Origin of the sequence: Gaiella sp. (assembly GCF_035710885.1) — a bacterium.
Lineage (GTDB): Bacteria > Actinomycetota > Thermoleophilia > Gaiellales > Gaiellaceae > Gaiella.
Map to the genome: position 1 here is coordinate 63414 of NZ_DASTCS010000009.1, position 22647 is coordinate 86060.

General features: G+C 69.9%; 23 protein-coding genes. 12 read left to right on the forward strand and 11 right to left on the reverse strand.

Annotated features, from left to right (window positions below):
* Positions 1–8: 8 nt before the first annotated feature.
* Both VFO26_RS02540 and VFO26_RS02545 read right to left on the reverse strand, forming a co-directional pair.
* A complete protein-coding gene (locus VFO26_RS02540) occupies positions 9–731 on the reverse strand; it encodes an ABC transporter ATP-binding protein (RefSeq protein ID WP_325113306.1) in 723 nt (240 codons plus the stop codon).
* Positions 732–1060: 329 nt separating this feature from the next.
* The gene (locus tag VFO26_RS02545; protein WP_325113307.1) at positions 1061–1312 is read right to left on the reverse strand and encodes a hypothetical protein; all 252 of its coding nucleotides are present in this window, start codon (positions 1310–1312) and stop codon (positions 1061–1063) included.
* Positions 1313–1591: 279 nt separating this feature from the next.
* On the opposite strand from VFO26_RS02545, the gene VFO26_RS02550 reads away from it, so the two are divergent.
* Complete coding sequence (locus VFO26_RS02550; protein WP_325113308.1) at positions 1592–2332, forward strand: head GIN domain-containing protein; 741 nt, start codon at positions 1592–1594, stop codon at positions 2330–2332.
* 269 nt (positions 2333–2601) lie between these two features.
* On the opposite strand, the gene VFO26_RS02555 is transcribed toward VFO26_RS02550, so the two are convergent.
* Positions 2602–3036, reverse strand: a complete 435-nt coding sequence (locus VFO26_RS02555; protein ID WP_325113309.1) for a cupin domain-containing protein — start codon at positions 3034–3036, stop codon at positions 2602–2604.
* Positions 3037–3124: 88 nt separating this feature from the next.
* Here VFO26_RS02555 and VFO26_RS02560 point away from each other — a divergent pair, with 88 nt between their 5' ends.
* Positions 3125–3691, forward strand: coding sequence for a TetR/AcrR family transcriptional regulator (locus VFO26_RS02560; protein ID WP_325113310.1), 567 nt, complete (start codon positions 3125–3127; stop codon positions 3689–3691).
* 70 nt (positions 3692–3761) lie between these two features.
* Positions 3762–4547 carry an aldo/keto reductase gene (locus tag VFO26_RS02565; protein ID WP_325113311.1) on the forward strand — a complete coding sequence of 262 codons (786 nt, stop codon included), beginning with the start codon at positions 3762–3764 and terminating at the stop codon, positions 4545–4547.
* 151 nt (positions 4548–4698) lie between these two features.
* On the opposite strand, the gene VFO26_RS02570 is transcribed toward VFO26_RS02565, so the two are convergent.
* Complete coding sequence (locus VFO26_RS02570) at positions 4699–6339, reverse strand: DUF11 domain-containing protein (RefSeq protein WP_325113312.1); 1641 nt, start codon at positions 6337–6339, stop codon at positions 4699–4701.
* Positions 6340–6753: 414 nt separating this feature from the next.
* On the opposite strand from VFO26_RS02570, the gene VFO26_RS02575 reads away from it, so the two are divergent.
* Positions 6754–8247, forward strand: a complete 1494-nt coding sequence (locus VFO26_RS02575) for an FAD-dependent monooxygenase (protein WP_325113313.1) — start codon at positions 6754–6756, stop codon at positions 8245–8247.
* A gap of 20 nt (positions 8248–8267) precedes the next feature.
* Here VFO26_RS02575 and VFO26_RS02580 read toward each other — a convergent pair whose 3' ends face one another.
* The 6 genes from VFO26_RS02580 to VFO26_RS02605 form a co-directional block, all read right to left on the reverse strand.
* Complete coding sequence (locus tag VFO26_RS02580; RefSeq protein ID WP_325113314.1) at positions 8268–8801, reverse strand: TOPRIM nucleotidyl transferase/hydrolase domain-containing protein; 534 nt, start codon at positions 8799–8801, stop codon at positions 8268–8270.
* Positions 8802–8863: 62 nt separating this feature from the next.
* Positions 8864–9133, reverse strand: coding sequence for a DUF6510 family protein (locus VFO26_RS02585; RefSeq protein WP_325113315.1), 270 nt, complete (start codon positions 9131–9133; stop codon positions 8864–8866).
* The gene (locus VFO26_RS02590) at positions 9133–9882 is read right to left on the reverse strand and encodes a ferredoxin reductase (protein WP_349259032.1); all 750 of its coding nucleotides are present in this window, start codon (positions 9880–9882) and stop codon (positions 9133–9135) included. Before VFO26_RS02590 ends, VFO26_RS02585 begins: the two co-directional genes overlap by 1 nt.
* Positions 9852–10457, reverse strand: coding sequence for a sulfite oxidase-like oxidoreductase (locus VFO26_RS02595; protein WP_325113317.1), 606 nt, complete (start codon positions 10455–10457; stop codon positions 9852–9854). The genes VFO26_RS02590 and VFO26_RS02595 overlap by 31 nt, the downstream gene beginning before the upstream one ends.
* 51 nt (positions 10458–10508) lie before the next feature.
* Positions 10509–10763, reverse strand: a complete 255-nt coding sequence (locus VFO26_RS02600; protein WP_325113318.1) for a hypothetical protein — start codon at positions 10761–10763, stop codon at positions 10509–10511.
* Between the two features lie 166 nt (positions 10764–10929).
* On the reverse strand, positions 10930–13689 hold the full coding sequence (locus VFO26_RS02605) for a helix-turn-helix transcriptional regulator (RefSeq protein ID WP_325113319.1): 2760 nt from the start codon (positions 13687–13689) through the stop codon (positions 10930–10932).
* Between the two features lie 78 nt (positions 13690–13767).
* On the opposite strand from VFO26_RS02605, the gene VFO26_RS02610 reads away from it, so the two are divergent.
* Both VFO26_RS02610 and VFO26_RS02615 read left to right on the forward strand, forming a co-directional pair.
* Complete coding sequence (locus tag VFO26_RS02610) at positions 13768–14454, forward strand: NAD-dependent epimerase/dehydratase family protein (protein ID WP_325113320.1); 687 nt, start codon at positions 13768–13770, stop codon at positions 14452–14454.
* A gap of 39 nt (positions 14455–14493) precedes the next feature.
* On the forward strand, positions 14494–15279 hold the full coding sequence (locus tag VFO26_RS02615) for an isocitrate lyase/phosphoenolpyruvate mutase family protein (protein WP_325113321.1): 786 nt from the start codon (positions 14494–14496) through the stop codon (positions 15277–15279).
* An 81-nt stretch (positions 15280–15360) separates the two neighbouring features.
* Here VFO26_RS02615 and VFO26_RS02620 read toward each other — a convergent pair whose 3' ends face one another.
* Complete coding sequence (locus VFO26_RS02620) at positions 15361–16221, reverse strand: alpha/beta hydrolase (RefSeq protein ID WP_325113322.1); 861 nt, start codon at positions 16219–16221, stop codon at positions 15361–15363.
* Between the two features lie 293 nt (positions 16222–16514).
* On the opposite strand from VFO26_RS02620, the gene VFO26_RS02625 reads away from it, so the two are divergent.
* From VFO26_RS02625 to VFO26_RS02650, 6 genes are all read left to right on the forward strand, one after another.
* Positions 16515–16733, forward strand: a complete 219-nt coding sequence (locus VFO26_RS02625) for a hypothetical protein (RefSeq protein ID WP_325113323.1) — start codon at positions 16515–16517, stop codon at positions 16731–16733.
* Positions 16734–16927: 194 nt separating this feature from the next.
* The gene (locus VFO26_RS02630) at positions 16928–17680 is read left to right on the forward strand and encodes an SDR family oxidoreductase (protein ID WP_325113324.1); all 753 of its coding nucleotides are present in this window, start codon (positions 16928–16930) and stop codon (positions 17678–17680) included.
* 26 nt (positions 17681–17706) lie between these two features.
* On the forward strand, positions 17707–18420 hold the full coding sequence (locus tag VFO26_RS02635) for an alpha/beta hydrolase (RefSeq protein ID WP_325113325.1): 714 nt from the start codon (positions 17707–17709) through the stop codon (positions 18418–18420).
* A gap of 147 nt (positions 18421–18567) precedes the next feature.
* Positions 18568–20961, forward strand: coding sequence for a phosphoketolase family protein (locus tag VFO26_RS02640; RefSeq protein WP_325113326.1), 2394 nt, complete (start codon positions 18568–18570; stop codon positions 20959–20961).
* Positions 20962–21038: 77 nt separating this feature from the next.
* Entirely contained in the window at positions 21039–21878 is an 840-nt protein-coding gene (locus tag VFO26_RS02645; RefSeq protein WP_325113327.1) for a hypothetical protein, read from the forward strand.
* A gap of 110 nt (positions 21879–21988) precedes the next feature.
* Positions 21989–22647 (forward strand): nucleotide-binding protein (locus VFO26_RS02650; protein ID WP_325113328.1); only part of this gene is annotated, 659 nt, incomplete at its 3' end.

Consider the following 22647-nt stretch of genomic DNA (forward strand, 5'->3'; position numbering starts at 1 on the left):
CCGCCTCCTCACTGATCGACGACGAGGCCGTCGCGGATCGTCACCACACGGCCCGCGCGCGCCGCCAGCTCCAGATCGTGGGTCACGTAGAGCACGGTCTTGCCCTCGTCGTTGAGACGCCGCAGCAGCTGGAACATCTCCGCTGCCGTCTGCGTGTCCAGGTTGCCGGTCGGCTCGTCGCCGATGATCAGCTTCGGGTCGGAGGCGAGCGCGCGTGCGATCGCGACCCGCTGTTGCTCTCCGCCCGAGAGCTCACTCGGCAGGTGGTCGAGCTTGTCTCCGAGACTGACGAGCTCGAGGTTGTGGCGTGCGATCTCACGCCGGTCACGCTTTGGGACTTGGCGCGCGAAGTCGAGCGGCAGCATCGCGTTCTCGACCGCAGTCAGCGTCGGCAGCAGTTGGAAGAACTGGAACACGATGCCGACGTTCCGGCCGCGCCAGGCCGCAAGCTGCTCCTCGCTCAGCAGATGGATCTGCTGGCCGTCCACTGTCACCGACCCGTCCGTCGGCCGGTCGATGCCGGTGATCATGTTCATGATCGTCGACTTGCCGCTACCCGACGGACCGACGACCGCGACCATCTCGCCGGCGTCGATGGACAGGTCGACCCCACGCAGGGCCGGGTACTCGAGCTTTCCGGTTCGGTAGACCTTCACCACCGCCGAAAGCTCGATCAGGGGCTCCACTGCCGACAGCTCGACCGGAGCCTCTCGGGTCATCGTCGCGGTCATTCAGACCACCTCCTCGACGGACGGCCGGCACGCCGCACGTTCGAAGCCAATGTGACCCAGGGCGCTCGAGGCGCCATCCGCGTTTGTCCGGATCCACCGGTTGCGAACTACGCAGCCGCTTCTCGGATCGACGTGCGCGCAACCCGCGGCGGGAGCGCGCGGTACCAGCCGTCGCTAGATTCGGGCGATCACGGCCGCGGCAGCGACGAAGCACGCGACCCCCGCCGCAGCCAGCCACAGCCAGGCCGTGAACGTCGGGCGTCGCCGCCTCCCTCTTCCACCGCTAAGCACAGCGGCCGCCTGCTTGGAGAGCCCGGGTCACTCGCGGCTCAGTCGGAGGGTGTCTTCTCGGCGCCGCCGACGGTGAGCCCCTCGGTGCTCTCGGCCGGTCGGCTCTCCGGGTCGATGCTGGTCGAGGCGTGTTCCCGTGTCGTCTGACGGTCGGCCCGGTTCTCTCCGTCCGCCGGCTGTGCTGGGCTGTCGACCGGGTTCTCCTCCTCGAGCTGCTCGGCGAGTGGGGCCTGCACCGGCTCGTCGCCCAGGTGGTCGTGCACCTCTTGGCTGTCGTGTTCGGTGGCCATGGTCCTCCTGTCGGTTGTCGGGATGTACCCAGGCCACGTCGGAGCTATGCCTCACCGACCCCGGCACCTCTACGTGGACTGGGTCGTGCGGCTTTCCCGTACCCGACGCCAGTGAGCGCCCCGATGGCCGCGGCCGTCCCGCGTAGGAGGCTCCCGGTATCCCCTGGAAGGGAGACCGCTCTCGAGCCTGTGGGCCGGATCCCCCGGGTCGCTTCGCATGCGGCCCCGGTTCATAGGGTTCGGGTCGCCTCCCCGCGAGGGCACTCGAAGGGAGGTGCCATGACTACCGCCCCCACACCACTCCATGGACGTCGGATGCCGCCCAACTACCTGTGGGCGTTAGCGGCACTGGCGATCGGCCTGATCGTCGGCGGCACCGTTGGGCTCTTGGTCGGCTCGGATGTGTTCGACGATTCCTCGAGCGCGACCGGCGTGGAGGGATCAGGTGTCGCCGCGACGGAGACGCGTGACCTGCCACCGTTCAGCTCGGTCGAGCTTGCCGGCAGCAACATCGTGACGATCGGCGTCGGTGAGCAGCAATCGGTCGTCGTTCGCGCCGACAGCAACCTCCTCGACCGCGTCACCACCACCGTGCAGGACGGCGGCCTGGTGATCGGGAACATCCCGGGTAGCTACACGACCAGGAGCCCGATGAGCGTCACGATCAGCGTGCCGTCGCTGGACGCGTTGACCCTCACCGGCAGTGGGGTCGTCACGGTCACCGAGATCGAGGCTTCGAGCCTGTCGGTGAGGCTGCCGGGCAGTGGCGTCCTCCGCGCGGGCGGGACCGCGACCGAGCTCGATGTCATCCTCGGAGGCTCCGGCGATGCGCAACTCGAGCAGCTCATCGCGGGCGACGTGCGCGCAGAGGTGAGCGGCTCGGGCCGGATCGTGCTCACGGCCACGAAGAGCCTCGACGCGTCGGTGTCGGGCTCCGGCGCGATCATGTACGGCGGCAGTCCGCAGGAGGTGACGAAGAGCATCACCGGCAGTGGCGCGATCGTCTCGACCACGGGCTGAACGCCGAGAGAACCGAGCCGACGCGCGAGAATCGCCGCGATGCGTGCTCGACTCGACGCGCATCGTTCGGCGCGGACGCGGCTCGGCGCGTTCGGTGAGGCTCGGCGCCGTCGTGCCGCGCGACCCTCCTCGCGGCGCAGGCTCCAGTGCTCCGCGGGGAGGGTCGGTATCGGAGACGTGCGGACCCTTTCGATGTCGGTCGAGAGGAACGCGACCGCGCCGCCGGCAGGACGGCCCGGCGCGCTGACGCGCCGACCGTCTCGCACGGGCTAGGCAGGCACCGCCTCCTCCAGCCGTCCGGCCAGCGCGACGGGCGAGCCGATCACGAGCACCTGAGGGCCGTCCTCCTCGAACGGATGCTCGAACGTCGAGACCACGGTCGAGGCGGAGAACGTCCCGAGGACGCGGAGCACGTCGTTGCCGATGTTGCGCAGCCCGTGCGGCGCCATCGGGGGGACGAGCCCCACCTGGTGCCTCTCGAGCCGGCCGACCTCGTCGCCGACGCGCGCCTCGGCCGTGCCCTGGAGGATGATCAGGAGCTCTTCCGCACTGTCAGTGTGAACGCCGAGCTCGGCGCCCGGATCGAGCTCGAAGAGGACCGTCGCGGTGCTGGCGGTGCCGGTTGCGCTGTGGACCGGGAAGCTGACCCGCAGGCCGGGCGCCATGGGAGCAAGCTCGAAGTCGTCCATGTCGAAGGCGATCACGTCTCTTCTCCTTTTGTTGCACGGTAGTGTGCAACGAATATAGGGGCCGACGTTGTGCCTGTCAAGATTCGCGGTACACTTCTGTGCAATGAATCGTAAGTACGAGCTGAAGGAGCGGGCGCGGCGCCAGGCGGAGACGCGGCAGCGGATCGTCGAGGCCGCGGTCGACCTTCACACGAGCATCGGCCCCGCTAGGACGACGATCAGCGGGATCGCCGAGCGGGCAGGCGTCGAGCGGCACACCGTCTATGCGCATTTCCCCGACGAGCTCACACTCTTCCGCGCCTGCTCGCAGCACTGGATTGGAAGGCATCCGCTGCCGGACATCGCGATTCTGGACGGGATCGACGACCCGGTGCGCCGCCTTCGCCGTGCGCTCGGCGAGATGTACGCGTGGTACGAGTCCGTCGAAGACGAATTGGCGGTCCTGGTTCGAGACGCTTCCGTGATCCCGGCGGAGATCGCCGCGCCGAGGCCTGCCCATCTCGCGACCATGGCCGATGCGGTCTCACGGTCGTGGCCGCGCCGCAAGAGCGTCAGAGCGGCGATCGGGCATGCGCTCGAGTTCGAGACCTGGCGCTCACTCGTGCGCAGGCAGGGCCTCTCGCAGCCTCAGGCGGCCGACGCAATGGCGCGTCTCGTCTCGAGCGTCTGACAAGCGCTTTCGCCGGTCACCCCGCAGGCTTGCGCGGCCGCGGCATGTGCCGCGCCACCAGAATGGAGCGATGAGCGAGCATCGGTCGTCGGACAGGAACGTGGAGCTCGCGTCGGGCGCGACCATGCCGCTGCTCGGGCTCGGGACGTGGCAGGCGCGGGGCCGCGGCGCCGTCGATGCGGTCCGCTACGCGCTCGAGGTGGGGTATCGGCACATCGACACGGCGACGATGTACGGGAACGAACGGCAGGTGGGGCAGGCCGTGGCGGAGAGCGGCGTGCCTCGGGCGGAGCTCTTCGTGACGACGAAGTTGCCGCAGAGTCACGCGGGGCGAGAACGGGAGACCCTGGAGGAGAGCCTCGCCGCGCTGGGATTCGAGCACGTCGACCTGTGGCTGATCCACTGGCCGCCGGGCGGGTCTTCTCGACCAGACGTCTGGGAGCAGCTTCTCGAGCTCCAGGGGGAGGGCCTCGCGCGCGAGGTCGGCGTCAGCAACTACAGCCTCCGTCAGATCGATGAGCTCGAGCGGGCGACGGGCCGCCTGCCGGCGGTCAACCAGATCGAGTGGAGCCCCGCGCTCTTCGACCGGGACGTGCTGGAGGGCCATCGCAGCCGCGGCGTGCAGGTCGAGGGGTACAGCCCCCTCAGGACGATGAACCTCCGCGCCCCCCGACTCGTCCAGATCGCGGAGAGGCACGGCGTGACCCCGGCGCAGGTCGTCCTCCGCTGGCACCTGGAGCACCGGGTGGTCGCGATCCCGAAGTCGACGAACTCCGAGCGGATCTCCGAGAACGCGGCGATCTTCGAGTTCCAGCTCACTCCGCACGACGTTGGAAGCCTCGACGGGCTCCGATGAGGCCCTCTCGCACGCGTCGTGGGCGTACAGGGAGCCGCCCGCACAGGCCGACGGGGCCTTGCGGCCCCGCCAACCCTCCCCCGAGGCATCGGTGTCCCCCCGGGCCTCGAGCCCAGGGGGACACACGACCGAGTGCCGGCTCGGGGAGTCCCTAGCCCGTCACCGGCGGCTCGAACACGCCGATCACGCCGATCCGGGCGCTGTTGCACGCCTTCACGCTCGTGATCTTCACGAGCATGATCCCCGCCCTGCTCGGCCTCACACTCAGACGGGCAACACCCTGCTTGTCCGTCGTCACGGCCTTGCTCAGGCCGGTGCCCGTGAACCGCACCTGGACACCCTCGACCGGCGTCTTGGAGCGGGTCACCCTCGCGAGCACGACGTACCGCCTGCCGTTCGCCTTCACCATCCCCGGCGTCACCTTCAGCACGCGGCAGATGTTCGCAACCGGCTTGGGCTTCGGCTTGACCTGGGGCTTCGGCGCCGTCGGCGTCGTCGTCGGCGGCGTCACCGGGGCGGTGACGAGCGTCGACGCGTCGTCCGTGTTGTTCGCCCCGTTCGTGTCCGTGCCCTGACCCGTGCCGGTCGCCGAGTTGACGTAGGTCCCGGTCTGCGTCACCCGGGCAGAGAGCCCGATCGTCCGCTCGACCCCCGGGCCGAGCGTGCCCAGCGTGCAGCTGAGCAGAGCGGCCGAGATCGTGCAGTTGCCGGCGACGGGCTGCTGCGTGACCGCGAGGAACGTGACCCCGCTCGACGCCGCGTCCGTCAGGACGACGTTGTGCGCCTGGTTCGGGCCGTTGTTCCTCACGCGCACGCTGTAGGCGATCTCCGCCTGCCCGCTCACGAGCTGCACCTGCGGCGTCGCATCCTTCACGACCTGCACGTCCATGAACTCGTCCGACTTCACCGGCGGAGGCGGAGGCGGCGGCGGCGGCGTCCCGCAGTTCGTGGGTGCCACCGCGAACGTGTGCTCCCACACCGTCTGGCCTTCGAACACGTAGCCTTCGACCGGTAGCGCCGTGACCGTGTAAGACGCACCGGCGACGGGCTTGCCGTCGACGAGCGGGCCTTCCACGCTGTAGAACGGACGCGGGCCGAACTCGGTTGCCGTCTTCACGAACTGGAACGACGGCCCCGTGGTGCAAGTCGCCTCGTTGAACGTCACACCGGTCGCTAGAGGAATGTCCTCTTCCTCGTCGCAGCCCATCGGTGCGGCAGCGAACGTGTGCGTGAACACCGACTGTCCTGAGAGCACGAACCCGGTGTTGGCGGTCGCCGTCACCGTGATCGTGTTTCCGGGGCCGACCGTGCCTGATGTGAGCGTGTAGGTGACGCCCGTGGTGGATGCCACGTAACCCCCCGGGGTTTCACAGGTCGGATCGGTGAACGAAACGCTCGCCGTCACCTGGGTCGGCGGCGGCGGAGGCTGCGGACACGCAGACACGCTTGGCTCCGGCTGTCCGGTATCGAACGCCAGCACGAACGACCGACCTTGCGAGTCAGCGAAGTACGCTCCGACCGACGCTCCAGCCGGGATCGCATTGACGCTGACGCTGATCGGATTGTCGCCGGTTTGCAGACGCTCGTTCACGCCGGGTGTTCCGACGTACTTGCAGACGAACACCTTCTTCGGCGAGCCGTCGTCTGTCGCGACTGCGAAGGCCGAAGTCGCCCCCGGCGAGCCGACGTCGACGCGTGCCGACGTTGCACCGGCGATCGCGAGCGCTGCGATCACGACAAGGCTCGTCGTGAGCACGAGACGGCGTAGCCGTCCATCAGTGATGAGTCGCACTTCCTCCCCCTCGGTCTCGTCTCCTCGACTCGGAGACGAGTTCTGTAGGCACTCCCTATGCGTCTCAGGTTATGCCCTATCGGGGGGAGCGCTGCCCCTTGAACGAGGGGTCTTGTCCCCCGCATGGGTCGAGGTTCCAGAGGCCGGCGGCGGCTGATAGCTGGAGGCAACGTGCGGAACGGCCCGCGGGCTGGCTCCCGGCTGGACACCACCGGGGGTGGTCGCACCGTAGCCTCCGGCGGAACGTCCCCCGCGGCGCCGACGGTGCGCCGCCGAGGACCGGGCGTGGTGATCGCCGCCCCGTACCCCGGCTGTTGTCCCCTGCGGCGCTCCAGGCGCTCGCGGCAAGACCCGGGCTGTGCTGCAGAATCTCCGGCCGAGACAGCTCCCGAGAGGATGGGGGGTGGGTGGCGTATGGCCGAACATGCGGTGCTGGTAGCCGGAGGCGGCCCGACGGGGCTGATGGTGGCGGGTGAGTTGGCCCTGGCCGGGGTCGACGTTGCCGTCATCGAGCGGCGCGCCGGCCAGGAGCTCGCCGGCGCACGCGCGGGCGGTCTGCACGCACGCACCATCGAGGTCCTCGATCAGCGTGGGATCGCCGATCGGTTCCTCTCGGAAGGACAGGTGGCCCAGGTCGCGGGCTTCGCCGGCACCACGCTGGACATCAGCGACTTTCCCACCCGGCACAGCTACGGGCTCGGGCTGTGGCAGAACCACATCGAGCGCATCCTGGCGGGCTGGGTCGGCGAGCTGGCGGTGCCGGTCCATTACGGCAGTGAAGTGACCGGCTTCGCGCAGGACGACACCGGCGTCGACGTCGGGCTGGCCGACGGCCGGTCGTGGCGGGCGGAGTATCTCGTCGGGTGCGACGGAGGTCGCAGCGTGATCCGTAAAGCAGCCGGCATCGACTTCCCCGGCTGGGCTCCGACGATGAGCGCCCTGGTCGCCCAGGTCGAGATGACCGACGAGCCGGAGTTGGGCATCCGCCGTACTCCCTCCGGCATGCATGCCCTGGGCAAGGTGGAGTACGAGATCCGCGACGGCGAGGTGGTCTACGGGACAGGAGGGACGGTGGGGGTCATGCTGACCGAGTCGCACGTCGGCACGACCGAGCCCACCCTGCGCGATCTCAGCGAGGGCCTCATCGCCGTCTACGGGACCGATTACGGAATCCACAGTCCCACCTGGATCTCCAGGTTCACCGACATGACTCGGCAGGCCGCCGCCTACCGCAAGGGACGGGTCCTGCTGGCCGGCGACGCGGCGCACGTGCATTCCCCGGTCGGTGGACAGGGCCTCAACACCGGTGTGCAGGATGCGGTGAATCTGGGATGGAAGCTGGCTCAGGTGGTCAACGGGACGTCACCGGAGAGCCTCCTCGATACCTACCATGCCGAGCGTCACCCGGTCGGTGCCCGCGTGCTGAAGAACACGATGGCGCAGGTCGCGCTCATGCACCGCATGGATGACCGCACCAGCGCCTTGCGCGACACCGTGTCCGAGCTGCTGAGCATGAACGAGCCGCGCACGCGGTTCGGCGCGATGCAGTCCGGCCTGGACATCCGTTACGACCTCGGCGAGGGCCACCCGCTGCTCGGGCGCCGAATGCCCGATCTCGACCTGGTCACCCCTGGTGGAACGGTGCGGGTATTCACGCTCCTCCACGACGCCCGCCCGGTCTTTCTGAACCTGGGCGACCAGCCCGGGAGCTTCGACACCTCCCCATGGGCGCACCGACTGTCGGCCCTCGACGCCGACTACGAGGGCGATTGGGAGCTTCCGGTCCTGGGCCGGGTAGCAGCCCCGGCTGCCGTGCTGATCCGACCCGACGGCTACGTCGCCTGGGTGGGGGACGGCACGGATACCGGATTGCGCGACGCGCTGACGACCTGGTTCGGATCACCCTGACGCGACGCGCTGCGCCGCCGCTACCCCGTTGTCTCCCTCACGTGCGCCAGGACGCGATCGAGCGGCCGCGGGACGCGTGCCAGGTCGAGTGCCTCCACCAGGAGCACTGCGTACCTCTGCTTGCGGTTCCACATGAAGCCGTGCAGCTGTTCCTCGAGCGGCCGGGCTCGGTGCGCGGGCTGCTTCTGGTAGGTCCGGAAGGCGCGCAGCTCGCCTTGCTTCGCGAGCACGCGTTTCATCCCGCTCGGCCCCACCGCCCGAGTCAGCTCCTCCTCGAGGTCGCGCGTGCAGGCATAGAACCCGACGCGCTCGAGCTCGCCGCGGTCGTCGCACCCGAACGCCCGCAAGAAATGCCGCTCCTCCCCGACGTCGTAGAGCCCCGCGAGTCGGACGTCGCTGTACTGCCCGAGGAGACGCGGCAGGTTCCCGTAGCCGCCCATCGGCACGACGGCGACGCCCGCGGCCTCGAGGTCGAGACCGCGGCGACGCGCCAGCGTCTCGACGGCGCGGCGATCGCTCGTGCCCTCGACGAGCACCACTCCGCGCAGCTGCACGACTGCATCAGAGCAGCTCGACGACGAGCGCCGGCCGTCGGGAAGCGTGCTCTTGCCGAAGGTCACCTCGTGAGGTCGAGCGCCGCCAGGCCCCGGAGGTCGACGCACGTGACGTTGCGGACCGTGACGAGGACCATCAGCACGGATGTGCAGGCCGGGCAGCGCGCGACCGTTCCCGGCGCCCGCGTGTACACGACGAATGTCCCGACCTCGCCCGATGCGCCACACGACGCGCACGTGCCCGTCGCAAGCGTCATCTCTTGGCCGAAGACGTCTGCGAGCAGGCCGGCGATGGCGTTGCCGTCGAGCGTCGTCACGGCGACGTCCGCCATCACGTTCCGGTCGGGCCGAAGCGCTCGGTCCTGATGCGCGCCGGATCGTGGCCGAGGTCGACGAGAGCGCTCGCCACGGTCTCGACCAACGACGTCGGGCCGCAGACGTACGTCAGCGGCTCCTCGCTCGCGGGCCAGGCGACCTCTTCGAGGAGATCGCGGTCGATCCGGCGGGCGTAGCCGTCCCAGCCCTCCGGCTGGTCGCGGGTCAGCGTGAAGCGGACGTCGACAGCGTCCATGGCGCCGAGCCCGGTCAGCTCGTCCCGGTAGATCACGTCGTCGAGCGTGCGCGCGGAGTAGAGCAACCGCACGGGAACGGTGCTCCCGACCGCGCGGCGATGGCGGAGCATCGCGCGCAGCGGGACGACACCCGAGCCGCCGCCGACGAGGAGCAACGGGCCGCCGAGGGGCTCTTCCCAGACGAAGTAGCCCCCGACAGGGCCGCGAAGCTCGAGCTCGTCGCCCGGACGCAGCTCGTCGACCAGGTACGGCGACACCTCCCCGTCGTCGAGGCGTTCGACGGTGAGCACCAGCTCCTCGTCCTCGGGCGCCGAGGCGATGGAATAGCTCCGCTGAGCCTGGTAGCCGTCTTCCGCGGTCAGTCGGATGTCGACGTGCTGGCCTGCGCGATGCCCCGGCCATGCAGGCGCCTCGAGCACGATGCTACGGACGTCCTGGGTCTCGTCCACGAACGCGCTCACGCGTGCGACCTGCCAGCTCAGTCTCCCCCGTACCGCTGCTCGCGCCATGGGTCTCCGTAGTTGTGGTAGCCGTAGGACTCCCAGAAACCGGGCTCGTCCTCGAGCGTTAGTTCTATCCCGCGCACCCACTTGGCGCTCTTCCAGAAGTAGAGGTGTGGGACGAGCAGACGCGCCGGCCCTCCATGCTCCGGATCGAGCGGCTCGTCGTCGAACTCGAACGCGATCCACGCCTTTCCGTCGCGAACGTCCTGCAACGGCATGTTCGTCGTGTAGCCGCCGTCCGACCACGCGGTCACGTACTCCGCACTCGTCTCGACGCCGTCGAGCAGCGTGTCGAGGGAGACGCCCCGCCAGACGGTGTCGAGCTTCGACCACTTCGTGACGCAGTGGATGTCGACCGTGACCTCCTCGCTCGGGAGCTCGCGGAGCTCCTTCCACGTCCAACGGCGCGGCTCGTCCACCTCCCCCACGATGGAGAAGTCCCACTTGTCCATCGACGTGCGCGGCGTGGGGCCGGCCGAGAGGACGGGGAAGTCGCCCGTGACGTACTGACCCGGAGGGACTCGCGAGGAGTCGACGTCCTCACGACGACGGCCACGGAATCCACGTGATACGAAGGACATCAGAGGTCTCCCTCCCTAAGCCTGTCACACACGTTCCGCCAACCCGGCGGGCTAGGCGTTCCTGCGGGCCGCCAGCGACAGGGCGGCGCTCGGTTGCCTGGCGCCACTCCGCTCACGCCATCGGCGACTGATGGCCCGGCCGATCAAGTACGGCACTGCGACGACCGCCACTGCGAGCGCCGGCAGCGCGATGAGCGCGACGAGCGCGAAGATCATCAGCGCGATCAGCCCGAGCCAGGGGAGCGACAGGAGGACGACCGTCCCGGCGACGACGAGCGGCGCCCATGCGTAGTAGTACCTCACCATGATCTTTCCTCCCGGTTCGTGAGTGGTTGTGTCACGGTGCGAGGATCGCGCGCCGGGGGGTGCACTCGCGTCCGCCGAGGCGCCAGTGCGGCTCGCTGGTCGCAGCGCAGGTCGCCCGCCACCGCTCCCCGTCAGGCGTCGACGACCTGCGCGACCGTGGCGAGGGTCAGGCCGAGCCGAGGCGGCTCTCGGGAAGGCGGCCGAGCTGGTTGCGCGAGGTGATCTCCAGCTTCAGGAAGACCTTGCGCAGGTGGTACTGCACCGTGCGGGGGCTGATGAACAGCTGTGCGCCGATCTCGGGGTTGGAGAGACCGTCTCTGGCCAGCCGGGCGATGTGTGCCTCCTGGGGTGTGAGCACGCCGCGCGCGTCGTCGGTGCGTTTCCGCACCGTCTCTCCCGTGGCCAGGAGCTCGTGGCGGGCGCGCTCGGCAAACCCCTCGGCCCCGATGCCGCTGAACATCTCGTGGGCGGCTCGCAGTTGCTCACGCGCGTCGGCACGGCGGTTCTCGCGACGCAGCCATTCGCCGTACAGGAGCCGGGCGCGGGCGAGGTGGACAACGCCACTGCTGCGCGCGAGCCGCTCGACCGCCTCGCGGTAGAGGGGCTCCGCGTCTCGTGTGTCGCTCAGCAGTGCGCGTGAGCCGGCCTCGATGCCGAGCGCCCAGTCGGTGCCGCTCGCCCGCGTGCGCTCGCTCAGGCGATCGAGCGCGGCGGAGGTCGCGTCGGTCGCGCCGCTGCGGACGCCCGCCTCGATCAGCTCCGCGAGGGACCATGCGAAGAGTCCCACATCGTCGTGCTCGCAGCCGCGCTGGGCGGCCGCGAGCGCCTCTGCGTAGCGGCCGCACCCGTTGTGCAGCAGTGCTGTGGCCCACTCTATGACGCCCAGCGCCATGCCCTCGCCCCTCGCCGTCGCCTCGAGCCTCCCACCCTCCATCAGCTCGAGGCCGTCGGCCTCGTTCCCGCGCCAGGCGGCCAGCATCAGCGAGGCGTACTTGAGCGGTGCCAGATCGGTCGCTTGCGTGATCGCGTCGGCCTCCTCGATCAGCGAGGAAGCGGCGCCGAAGGCTCCCGCATGAACGTGGAGGGACGCGCGATACGTGGCCGCGATCGGGAGCATGCTGAGCGCCCCCGTCTCTCGCGCGACACGCAACCCGTGGGTCGCGAGCACGTCCCAGAGCTCGTCGTCCCAGAGATCCTGGGCCAGGCGACACGCCAGCCACAGCCAGCGCACGTCGCCTGCGGTCGATCCCTCCACGTCGCGGAACGCGTCGAGTGCCCTTCGGAGCGGCGGTAGGCCGGCCGAGTAGCCCTCGGTGAATCTCGTCGCCAGGCCGTCGAGGAGCAGGTCGATTGCGCGTGGCGGCTGCGGTGCCGCCGGCGCAGCCCGAGCGGCCTCGGCAGCCTCGCGGACGCCTGGATCGTCGCCGAAGCGACCGGCGAACATCGCCGCAGCCATCGCCTCGAGATGCGTCTCGCGAGCCATCGCGGCGTCGAGCGGTTCGAGGCGCCGGGCGGCATGGAGCAAGAGGGAGGGAGCGTCGCCGCCGCGGGTGCGGGCGAACGCGATCTCGGCGCGCAGGCGTTCCAACCGCGCGCGCTGAAGCTCGTCGAGCGGGGCGAGCTCGGCGGTCGCCAGCAGGTCGAGCGCCGCGTCCGATGCCGCAGCATCGAGCTTGGCCTGCGCGGCAGCCAGGGCCCTCCGGCCCCTCTCCGCCGAATCGGGGGTCAGCTTCGTCGCGTGCGCGAGGAACGCCGCAGCAGCCGCCGCGCCCCCACGGGCCTGCGCCCTGCCGGCCGAGCGCTCCAACTCCGCGGCCACCTCCTCGTCGACACCCACGGCCGCGTGAGCACGATGCCACGCTCGATGATCGGGATCGGTATCCGGATCGGTCACCTCGGCCAACGCCCGATGCGCAGCTCGCCGCTCGGAAACGGTCGCCGCCCGGTACACCGCGGATCGAACCAGTGGGTGCCGGAAGCGGACACGGGCGCCGACCTCGACCAGCTGTGCGTCTTCTGCCGGGGCGAGCGAGCTCTCTTCGATGCCGAGCCCGTACGCCGCGCGCCAGACGAGCGTCGCGTCACCGATCGGCTCGGCCGCAGCCAGCAGTAGCAGTCGCTGCGTCGCCTCGGGCAGTTCACCGGCGCGCTGGAGATAGTGATCCTCGAGCTGGCGCGGGAGGTCTGTCGCCGGGAGAAGCTCGAAACCGCCTGCCAGCTCCGCCGCGCTCACGCTCCACGGCAGATCGAGCAGCGCGAGCGGGTTGCCGCGGGTTTCCGCGATGATCCGGTCGCGAACGCGCTCGTCGAGCCGACCGGGCACGACTCTCGTGAGCAGGGTGCGGGCATCGTCCTCGGCCAGCCCGTGCAGCAGCAGCTCGGGCAACCCGTCGAAATCGTGCCTCGTGTTCGGCTCGCGGACGGCGACCACGATCGCCGTCGATTCCGCCAGCAGCCGCCGTGCGACAAAGCCGAGGATCAGTCCCGAGGTGACGTCCAGCCATTGAGCGTCCTCCACGAGGCAGAGCAGCGGCCGCTCCTCGGTTGCCGCAGCCAGCAGGCCGAGCACGGCGAGTGAGACCAGGAACCGGTCCGGAGCGTCACCGGATGCGAGGCCCAGGGCGACATTGAGCGCGTCCTGTTGCGGCTGCGGGAGCGCGTCGAGCTGGTCGAGCAGCGGCGCGCAGAGCTGATGGATCCCGGCGAACGGCAGCTCCATCTCGGCCTCCACGCTCGTGACGTGCGCCACACGGAATCCCGACGCACGACGAGCGGCGTACTGGAGCAGAGCCGTCTTTCCGATGCCCGCCTCGCCGCGGATGACCAGGACGGCGCTTTCACCCTCCCGCACGCGCCCCAGCAGCCGGTCGAGAGCTTCGCGCTCGCTCGTCCGGTCGAGAAACCCGGACGCGAGGGTGGCGACCATCCCACCCGCAACGCTAATCGACCGCCACGCTCGATGCGGCAGCCGGAGGCGGCATCGATCATCATGCCTCCGGCATAGATGGTGCGTCGCGTCCTTCATGCGGAGCGGTCACCGCTGCAGCTGCTGGTCACTGGGGGAACCGGCGTGCTCGGCCGCGTGCTGCGGCCGCTCGCGGAGGCCGCTGGCCACGAGATCACGATGCCCGAGCGGGAGGCGCTCGACCTCTTCGATCCCCCTGCGGTCGCCGGCGCCGTGCGCGACGTCGACGGCATCCTGCACCTGGCGACCCGGATCCGCCCGGTCGAGCTGCTCTCGGATCCGGAGGCGTGGCGCGAGAACGATCGGCTTCGCGCGGACGCTTCGAGGATCCTCGTCGACGCGGCGATCGCGGCCGGGGTGGCGGTCTACGTCCAGCCCACAGTCGCGTTCGTCTACCCGCCGAACGGCCCGGTGTCCGAGGACACACCGGTCGGCGAGGTCCCGCCGCTTCTGCGCTCCGCGCTCGCCGGCGAGCAGCAGGCTGGACGCTTCGCCCGCGCCGGCGGACGCGGCGTCGTCCTCCGACTCGGGCTGCTCGACGGCCCGGGCACCGGCGAGTACCCGCCGTTGGCCGGCTTCGGGGCCACGCTGCACGTCTCCGATGCGGGGCGCGCGCTCCTCGCGGCGCTGGCGCTGCCCAGCGGCATCTACAACGTCTGCCGTGACGGGGAGCGCGTCGCGAACGACCACTTCACCCGGGCGGCCGGATGGCACCCGCAGCGTTGAGCGCTCTGCTGTACCCACCCATTGGCGTAGATTCGTGACATGACCGCCTCCCAGACGAGCCGGCTTCAGAGCGGTTGTGACCTGTTGCGGTCGCTACAACGCCCTGGCGACCCCCTTCTGCTTCCGAACGCCTGGGACGTGGCCACAGCGAGAGCCGTGGTCGCGGCTGGGTATCCGGTGGTTGCGACCACCAGCGGCGGCGTGGCCGCCACGCTCGGCTATGAGGATCACGAGGGCGCACCGGCCGACGAGATGCTCGCGGCGGCCGCGCGGATCGTAAGGGGCGTCGAGGCGCCGGTGACGGTGGATGCGGAGGCCGGCTACGGCATGGAGCCGACCGAGCTGGTGGCTGCCCTGCGTACCGTGGGGGCGGCCGGGTGCAACCTCGAGGACACCGACCACGCCGCGGCCAGGCTTCGCGATCTCGACCGGCAAGCGGAGTGGCTCTCGGCGGTTCGCCAGGCTGCGTCCGAGAACGGTTACCCGCTCGTCGTCAACGCCCGGGTCGACGTCTTTCTCAGCGGCTTCCTCACCGGCGCCGGACCCGGGACCCAGGAGCAGCTCGTTCCCGAAGCGCTGCGGCGCGCGAACGCCTACCTCGAAGCCGGCGCCGACTGCGTCTACCCGATCGCCCTATGGGAGCCAGAGGCGCTCCGTCGGTTCACCTCGGAGGTCCGCGGCCCGGTGAACGTCACACGCCTGCCGCAGGCGCCCTCGCTCGCGGAGCTGGCCACGCTGGGGGTGGCCCGGGTGAGCTGGGCAACCCTCCTGTACCGGGACGCGATGGCTCACTTCGCGGACCAGCTCGCCTCGCTCCAGGAGTGAGACCAGGCCCCGCGGCGCGCCGGGTCGACGTCGACCCGGCGCCAGCCGCGGAAGCCTCGAGACCACCGGCCGTCGGAACGGTCAAGCGAACCTCTTGACGAATGCGAGTGCGGTCTCGGCCACGTCGCGCCAGCCGTGGTCGATGGTCAGCGAGTGGCCGCGGTCGGGCATCTTCCTGATCTCGGTGACGCTCGGGTTGCGCTTCTGCCGCTTGTAGGAGGCGTTGGCGATCGCCCAGGGAACCGTGTGGTCCTTCTCCCCCTCGAGGATCAGCAGAGGGCCGCGATCGGGGTTCTTGGTGTCGACCTTCGACTCGGTCCGGGGGTTGAGGTTGGCGTTGGCCATCTGGGCAAGGGCGATCCCGGACCCGGCCACGTGGTACGTGTCGTAAAGGCGCTTCGCCTCGTCCTCGTCGAGCGCGTTCGTCCAGCCGTACTTGAACTGGTCGAAGGTGAGCGTGATGGCGCGGCCGCGATACCGGGGGTTCACCAGGAAAGGTCCACTCGCCCTGAGCGTGGAGAGGGGCAGCGGCAGGACGCCGCGAAACACGCCCGGGTCGATGGCGACCGTCGCTGCCGAAAGCCCTCGGCCGGCGAGCATCTGGGCGACCAATCCGCCGGTCGAGTGCCCCACCACGGCGGGCTTCCTCTCGAGCTTGCCGATCACGTCGGCCGTGTGGTCGACAACCTCCTTCAGCGTCTTCTTCGCGAGGACGTCCGGGTTCGCGCGCGCCTCCTCGACCGTTTCCGGATCGTCCGGCCAGGTCGGCGTCAGCGCGACGTATCCGGCCTCCTCGAACAGCTCGGCCCAGCGCTCCCAGCTCGAGGGCAGCAGCCACAGCCCGTGGACGAAGACCACCGGTGTGGCCGTGGTCGCATTCGCACGCTCGACCTGCTCGAGCTCCTGCTCGGTGAACGGCGGTGGGGAAACGGTCGCGCTCATCTCGTCCTCCTTTGCGCCCGGCATCCGGCTCGGTCGTCGTCGGCGCCTGCGCTCTGCGTGGACACCGGACTGGTGCCCGCATTTGTCATCGAGCACGATCGCCCCGCCGGACCGCACTCGCATCCGCCGAGATGCCAGCGCGAGTCGCCAGTCGCGGCGCGTTCACCCACTCATGACGGAGCACCCGGGCTGCGAGCAACGGACTGGTGACCGGACCAGCCTGTCGGCGGATTCGAGACCCGCCCGTCCCTGCGACGCTCGTCGCGACACCACTCCGACGTTAGGGGGCTTCGATGTCCACTCAGAAGGTCTATCTGGGCTCACGGCCGATTCGGGCAGCCGCCCGGGAGGTGCGACACGTTCACGAACTCGAGCGTGCGGGCGAGAGCGAATGGACGCCGTGGATCGCCATAGCCGGCCTGATCGTGTTCTTCGTGGCCATCGGACTGCTCGTGTTCGGAATCGTCGAAGGGGTGTCCCACCTCCTGGCGAGCGGGGTTCTGCAGGGCTGAGACAGGGCCGGGCGCCGCTCGCCCGAGGCACGGATTCCTGCCGTGCCAAGCCCGACTCATGTCGGCCCACCAGCGATCCGCGCTGGCGCGTCGGCGGATTCGAGAGCACTCCTGGCCGCGATCCTCGGCCAGGACGGAGAGAGACGGTCGCCACGCACGTTGGTGAGCCGATCGCACGAGCGAAAGGAGACGGGATGAAGATCGTCGTGATCGGCGGAACCGGCCTCATCGGGTCGAAGCTCGTCGAAAGACTGCGCGAGGACGGCCACGAGCCGCTCGCGGCGTCGCCGGACACCGGCGTCAACACGCTCACGGGCGATGGGTTGGCCGAAGCGCTCGAGGGTGCCCGGGTCGTCGTCGACGTCGCAAACGCGCCCGTCTGGGACGACGCCGCGGTGCTGGACTTCTTCCAGACCTCGTCGCAGAACATCCTGGCCGCGGAAGCGGCCGCCGGTGTGAGACACCACGTCACGCTGTCGGTGGTCGGCGCCGACCGACTCCCGGAGAGCGGCTATCTCCGCGCGAAGCTTGCGCAGGAGGAGACGGTGAAGACGGGCTCCGTCCCGTACACGATCCTCCGGGCGACGCAGTTCTTCGAGTTCATCGGGCGCATCGCCGATTCGAGCATCGACGGCGATACGGTTCGCCTGGCGCCCGTGCTCGTCCAGCCGGAGTCGGCCGACGACGTCGCCGACGCACTCGCCGACGTCGCCGTGAGCGACCCGGTGAACGGCATCGTCGAGCTGGCCGGTCCCGAGCAGTTCCGGCTCGACGAGCTCGCCCGCCGCGTTCTCCGTGCCAACAACGACCCCCGTCCTGTGACGGCCGACGTCCACGCCCGGTACTTCGGCACTGAACTCGACGACAATTCCCTCACCCCCGGCAGCAGCGCACGCATCACCCCGACCCGCTTCGAGGACTGGCTCAGCCGGTCCGCGGCCGGGTAGACGTCCCCAATCAAAGGAGGTCCCTCATGGAACCGACGATCGTTCTCGTGCACGGCGACTGGGCCGACGCGTCGTCCTGGAGCAGCGTGATCGAGCGCCTGCAGGCCAGGGACCTCGAGGTGGTCGCTCCGCCCAATCCGCTGCGCGGGCCTGCCGCGGACGCGGCGTACCTCGCCAGCTACCTCCGGACCACCTCGGGCCCCATCGTGCTCGTCGCCCACTCCTACGGCGGGTTCGTCATCACCAATGCCGCCACGGGCAACCCGAACGTCGAGGCGCTCGTCTACATCGACAGCTTCATGCCCGACGAGGGCGAGATCCTCGGCGAGCTCGCCGCACGCTGGGGCTCCTCCATCGGCGAGACCGCCCTCAATCCTGTGCCTTCCGACGGAGGCGTGGACCTGTACCTGCGCTGGGAGGCGAACCCACCGTATCCCGGGTTCGCCGAGGGCTTCGCCAACGGCGTCGAGCCGGAGAAGGCCGCTGTCCTCGCCGCCGCGCAGCGGCCCGCGGCCGCCGCTCAGTTCGAAGAGCCCTCCGGGCCGCCGGCGTGGAAGACGATCCCGTCCTGGTCGCTCATCGGTGAGTTGGACCTCGTGATCCCGCCGGCCCTGCAGGAGGAGATGTCCGACCGGGCCGGCGCCAAGGTCAGACGTGTCAGTGCGGGCCACCTGTCGCTGATCACCCATCCGGCCGAGGTCACCGAGATGATCCTCTCCGCCGTCGACGAGACGACGTGATCCGACCGATCGAGGTCGCCGCGACCACTCCAGCGGCCCGTAGTCCGCATTGCGGGCAGCGAGTCGAACGCGGCGACCTCGTCGAACCACCGCCCTTCACACGCGAACGCCGACCTCGTACCCGATCTGGCGCGGCAAACTGACTGGATGAGCGAGGCGCGCGTGGGCGACCCGAGGGCTCTCGGCGACGAGGAGCTGCGCCGACTCGACGCCTACTGGCGCGCCGCGAACTTTCTCTCGGTCGGGCAGATCTACCTGCTCGACAATCCGCTTCTCCGCGGCGCGCTGACGCCGGAGCACGTCAAGCCGCGACTCCTCGGCCATTTCGGCACGGCGCCTGGTCTCAACCTCGTGTACGCCCACGTGAACCGGGCTATCCGGGAACGAGAGCTCGACGCAATCTTCGTGACGGGTCCCGGCCACGGCGGGCCTGCGAACGTCGCGAACGCGTACCTCGAAGGGACCTACGCGGAGCTGTATCCCGACATCTCGGAGGACGAAGAGGGGCTGCGCAGGCTGTTCCGACAGTTCTCGTTTCCGGGCGGCATCCCGAGCCACGCGGCTCCGGAGACACCGGGTTCGATCCACGAAGGGGGCGAGCTCGGCTACGCACTCGTCCACGCGTTCGGCGCGGCCTTCGACAACCCCGAGCTGGTCGTCGTCTGCGTCGTCGGCGACGGGGAGGCAGAGAGCGGGCCGCTGGCGGCGAGCTGGCACGCGAACAAGTTCCTCAACCCGCGCTCTGACGGCGCCGTGCTGCCGGTCTTGCACCTGAACGGGTACAAGATCGCGAATCCGACCGTCCTTGCGCGGATCCCTGAGAGGGAGCTCCTGGCTCTGCTCGAAGGCTACGGCTGGGAGCCGCTCGTCGTCTCGGGTGGCTTCGACGGGGAGCGTGCCGTGGACGTGCATCGGCGACTCGCGGTCGCCCTCGACGAGGCGTTGGACCGGATCGCCGAGATCCGCGCGAGAGCCAGGGCGGAGCAGGCCGTCGAGCGCCCTCGCTGGCCGATGCTCGTCCTGCGGACGCCGAAGGGGTGGACCGGCCCGAAGGAAGTCGACGGACAGCCGGTGGAGGGCACATGGCGCTCCCACCAGGTCCCGCTCGCGGAGGTGCGCGACAACCCCGAGCACCTGGGGCAGCTCGAGGAATGGCTCCGCAGCTACCGGCCCGAGGAGCTCTTCGACGAGAACGGACGCCTGGTGGCCGAGCTCCGGGAGCTGGCGCCCGTCGGTCGACGCCGGATGAGCGCCAACCCCCACGCGAACGGCGGCGAGCTGCTCCGCGACCTCGTGCTGCCCGACTTTCGCGAGTACGCGGTCGACGTACCGCAGCCGGGCACGAGCACGGCCGAGGCGACGCGTGTGCTCGGCGGCTACCTGCGCGACGTGATTGCCCGGAATCCGCACAATTTCCGGCTGTTCGGCCCCGACGAGACCTCCTCCAACCGGCTCGACGCCGTGTTCGAGGTGACGGGACGTGCATGGGACGGAGCGGTCGAGGCGGTCGATACGGAGCTCAGGCTGGGACCCGACGGCCGCGTGATGGAGGTTCTCTCCGAGCATCTGTGCCAGGGGTGGCTCGAGGGCTACCTGCTCACGGGCCGGCACGGCGTCTTCAACTCGTACGAGGCCTTCATCCATGTCGTCGACTCGATGTTCAACCAGCATGCGAAGTGGCTGAAGACCACGCCCCACATCCCCTGGCGCCGGCCGATCGCGTCGCTGAACTACCTGCTCAGCTCGCACGTCTGGCGCCAGGACCACAACGGCTTCTCCCACCAGGATCCGGGCTTCATCGACCACGTCGTGAACAAGAAGGCGGAGGTGATCCGCGTCTACCTGCCCCCCGACGCCAACACGCTCCTGTCGGTCGCCGACCATTGCCTGCGGAGCAGGAACTACGTCAACGTCGTCGTCGCGGGAAAGCAGCCGGCGCTCACCTATCTCTCGATGGACGAAGCAGTCGTCCACTGCACCCGCGGCCTCGGCATCTGGGAATGGGCGTCGACCGACGCGGGCGACGACCCCGACGTCGTGCTGGGATGCTGCGGCGACGTCCCCACGCTCGAGGTCCTGGCGGCAGCGGCGATCCTTCGCGAGCGGCTGCCGGACCTGAGGGTCAGGGTCGTCAACGTCGTCGATCTCATGCGCCTGCAGCCGGACAGCGAGCACCCGCACGGCCTCTCGGACGTCGACTTCGACTCGCTCTTCACCACGGATCGGCCCATCGTCTTCGCGTACCACGGCTACCCGTGGCTCATCCACCGGCTCACCTACCGGCGCACGAACCATCGCAACCTCCACGTGCGCGGCTACAAGGAGGAGGGGACGACGACGACGCCCTTCGACATGGTGATGCTGAACGACCTCGACCGGTTCCACCTCGTGAAGGACGTCGTCGACAGGGTCCCCGGGCTGGCGACCAGGGCAGCGCACCTGCGTCAGGAGATGGACGAACGCCGGCTCGAGGCGCGCGCCTGGACGCGGTCGCACGGTGAGGATCACCCCGACGTGGGCGACTGGGTCTGGCCGTTCTGAGCCGCGTCCTTGTCGTCAACGCGGGCTCGACGAGCCTCAAGCTGTCGCTCGTCGACGACGCGGGCCGGGCGGAGACCGTGGAGTCGCTCGACGCCCTCCCTGCGGGCCTCGAGGCGGTCGGCCACCGAGTCGTCCACGGCGGTGGGGTCTTCCTCGACCCGGTGCGCGTCGACGACGCGGTCGTCGCAACGCTCGAGCGCCTGATAGCGCTTGCGCCGCTGCATCAGGCGCCGGCGCTGGAGGCGCTCGCGGTCGCACGCGCCGCGGCGCCCGCGGTGCCGCATGTTGCGGTCTTCGACACCGCCTTCCACGCCACGCTGACCGAGGCGGCGTCGACGTACGCCGTGCCCCGCGCGTGGCGGGAGCAGTGGGGAGTGCGACGTTTCGGCTTCCACGGGATCGCGGTGGAATCGGTCGCCGAGCAGTTCGACGCACGCCGTCTCGTGGTCTGCCACCTCGGCGGTGGCTGCTCGGTCACTGCCGTGCTGGACGGCCGGTCGGTCGACACCACGATGGGCTTCACGCCGCTCGACGGCGTTCCCATGGCGACGCGATCGGGGTCGATCGATCCCGGGATCCTGCTCTATGCGCTCCGGGAAAGAGGGCTCGCCCCGGACGAGGTCGACGAGGCGCTCGAACGGCACTCCGGGCTGGACGCGTTGGGTGGACTCGATGCCGACCTTGGCTTCGCGGTCTTCGCGCGGCGAATCGCGCAGGCGGTCGCCGCGATGGCCGTGGCGCTCGGGGGTGTCGACGTCATCGCGTTCTCGGGCGGGGTCGGGGAGAACCGCGCGGACGTCCGCGGTGCAGTCCTGGAGCTCCTGGGGTTCCTCGGCGAGCCACGGGTCGAGGTCGTCCCTGCCCGCGAGGATCTCGTCATCGCCCGCGCGGTCAGGCAACTGCTCTCCGCTCCATAGCTCTCTCCGCTCCATAGCTCTCGGCACACCGGGAGCGCATGGCCACGGTGCTACGCGAAGTCGAGTCGAGTACGCTGACCTCGTCTCGTGACCGGGAGCGTGAATCGCGCATGAACAAGCCGCGCATCTTCCTCGGGTCCTCGGGCAAGCAGGCCAAGCTGCTCCAGGCGATCACGCGCGGGCTCCAGGACGTCGCCGACGTCGAGCCCTGGACGACCACGTTCAACCCGGGGCGGTCGACCCTCGACCGACTCGTCGAGCTCTCCCAGGAGGTCGATTTCGCCGCGTTCGTGTTCGCCCAGGACGACTGGACCACGACGGACGCGTCCGAGTCCGGCCAGGCGTCGCCGCGCGACAACGTGGTGTTCGAGGCCGGGCTGTTCGGTGGCGCGCTCGGGATCCGACGCACGTTCATCCTCCACGCGAACGGTTCGAAGCTGCCGAGCGACCTGCTCGGGCTGACCTCTGTCCGCTACGACCCGGCCGCCGGCCCGGCGGAGGTTCGCGCGATCAACCAGAAGCTCCGCAAGGCGATCGAGACCGAGGGTCGCCGAGGCGCGGTCGAGGGGCTGTGGTGGCAGCTCTCGCTCACCGTGCGGACCGAGGACGAGCCCTCGGCGGTGAGCCTCCTACGCATCTCACGAGACCGCGACGGTGACCTGAACGTGACCGGCAGGGCCTGGCAGGACGACGGCACCCTCTCGGCCCGCTACTGGAGCGAGGCTGCGAAGGAGCGTAGGGATCCGGCCGGCATCCTCTACTTCTGGAA

Excerpts from the sequence above, each read along its gene's own strand:
- VFO26_RS02540 (WP_325113306.1), bottom strand. The coding sequence starts at position 731 with ATGACCGCGACGATGACCCGAGAGGCTCCGGTCGAGCTGTCGGCAGTG.
- VFO26_RS02545 (WP_325113307.1), bottom strand. The coding sequence starts at position 1,312 with ATGGCCACCGAACACGACAGCCAAGAGGTGCACGACCACCTGGGCGAC.
- VFO26_RS02550 (WP_325113308.1), top strand. The coding sequence starts at position 1,592 with ATGACTACCGCCCCCACACCACTCCATGGACGTCGGATGCCGCCCAAC.
- VFO26_RS02560 (WP_325113310.1), top strand. The coding sequence starts at position 3,125 with ATGAATCGTAAGTACGAGCTGAAGGAGCGGGCGCGGCGCCAGGCGGAG.
- VFO26_RS02565 (WP_325113311.1), top strand. The coding sequence starts at position 3,762 with ATGAGCGAGCATCGGTCGTCGGACAGGAACGTGGAGCTCGCGTCGGGC.
- VFO26_RS02575 (WP_325113313.1), top strand. The coding sequence starts at position 6,754 with ATGGCCGAACATGCGGTGCTGGTAGCCGGAGGCGGCCCGACGGGGCTG.
- VFO26_RS02585 (WP_325113315.1), bottom strand. The coding sequence starts at position 9,133 with ATGGCGGACGTCGCCGTGACGACGCTCGACGGCAACGCCATCGCCGGC.
- VFO26_RS02590 (WP_349259032.1), bottom strand. The coding sequence starts at position 9,882 with ATGGCGCGAGCAGCGGTACGGGGGAGACTGAGCTGGCAGGTCGCACGC.
- VFO26_RS02595 (WP_325113317.1), bottom strand. The coding sequence starts at position 10,457 with ATGTCCTTCGTATCACGTGGATTCCGTGGCCGTCGTCGTGAGGACGTC.
- VFO26_RS02600 (WP_325113318.1), bottom strand. The coding sequence starts at position 10,763 with ATGGTGAGGTACTACTACGCATGGGCGCCGCTCGTCGTCGCCGGGACG.
- VFO26_RS02605 (WP_325113319.1), bottom strand. The coding sequence starts at position 13,689 with ATGGTCGCCACCCTCGCGTCCGGGTTTCTCGACCGGACGAGCGAGCGC.
- VFO26_RS02610 (WP_325113320.1), top strand. The coding sequence starts at position 13,768 with ATGGTGCGTCGCGTCCTTCATGCGGAGCGGTCACCGCTGCAGCTGCTG.
- VFO26_RS02615 (WP_325113321.1), top strand. The coding sequence starts at position 14,494 with ATGACCGCCTCCCAGACGAGCCGGCTTCAGAGCGGTTGTGACCTGTTG.
- VFO26_RS02620 (WP_325113322.1), bottom strand. The coding sequence starts at position 16,221 with ATGAGCGCGACCGTTTCCCCACCGCCGTTCACCGAGCAGGAGCTCGAG.
- VFO26_RS02625 (WP_325113323.1), top strand. The coding sequence starts at position 16,515 with ATGTCCACTCAGAAGGTCTATCTGGGCTCACGGCCGATTCGGGCAGCC.
- VFO26_RS02630 (WP_325113324.1), top strand. The coding sequence starts at position 16,928 with ATGAAGATCGTCGTGATCGGCGGAACCGGCCTCATCGGGTCGAAGCTC.
- VFO26_RS02635 (WP_325113325.1), top strand. The coding sequence starts at position 17,707 with ATGGAACCGACGATCGTTCTCGTGCACGGCGACTGGGCCGACGCGTCG.
- VFO26_RS02640 (WP_325113326.1), top strand. The coding sequence starts at position 18,568 with ATGAGCGAGGCGCGCGTGGGCGACCCGAGGGCTCTCGGCGACGAGGAG.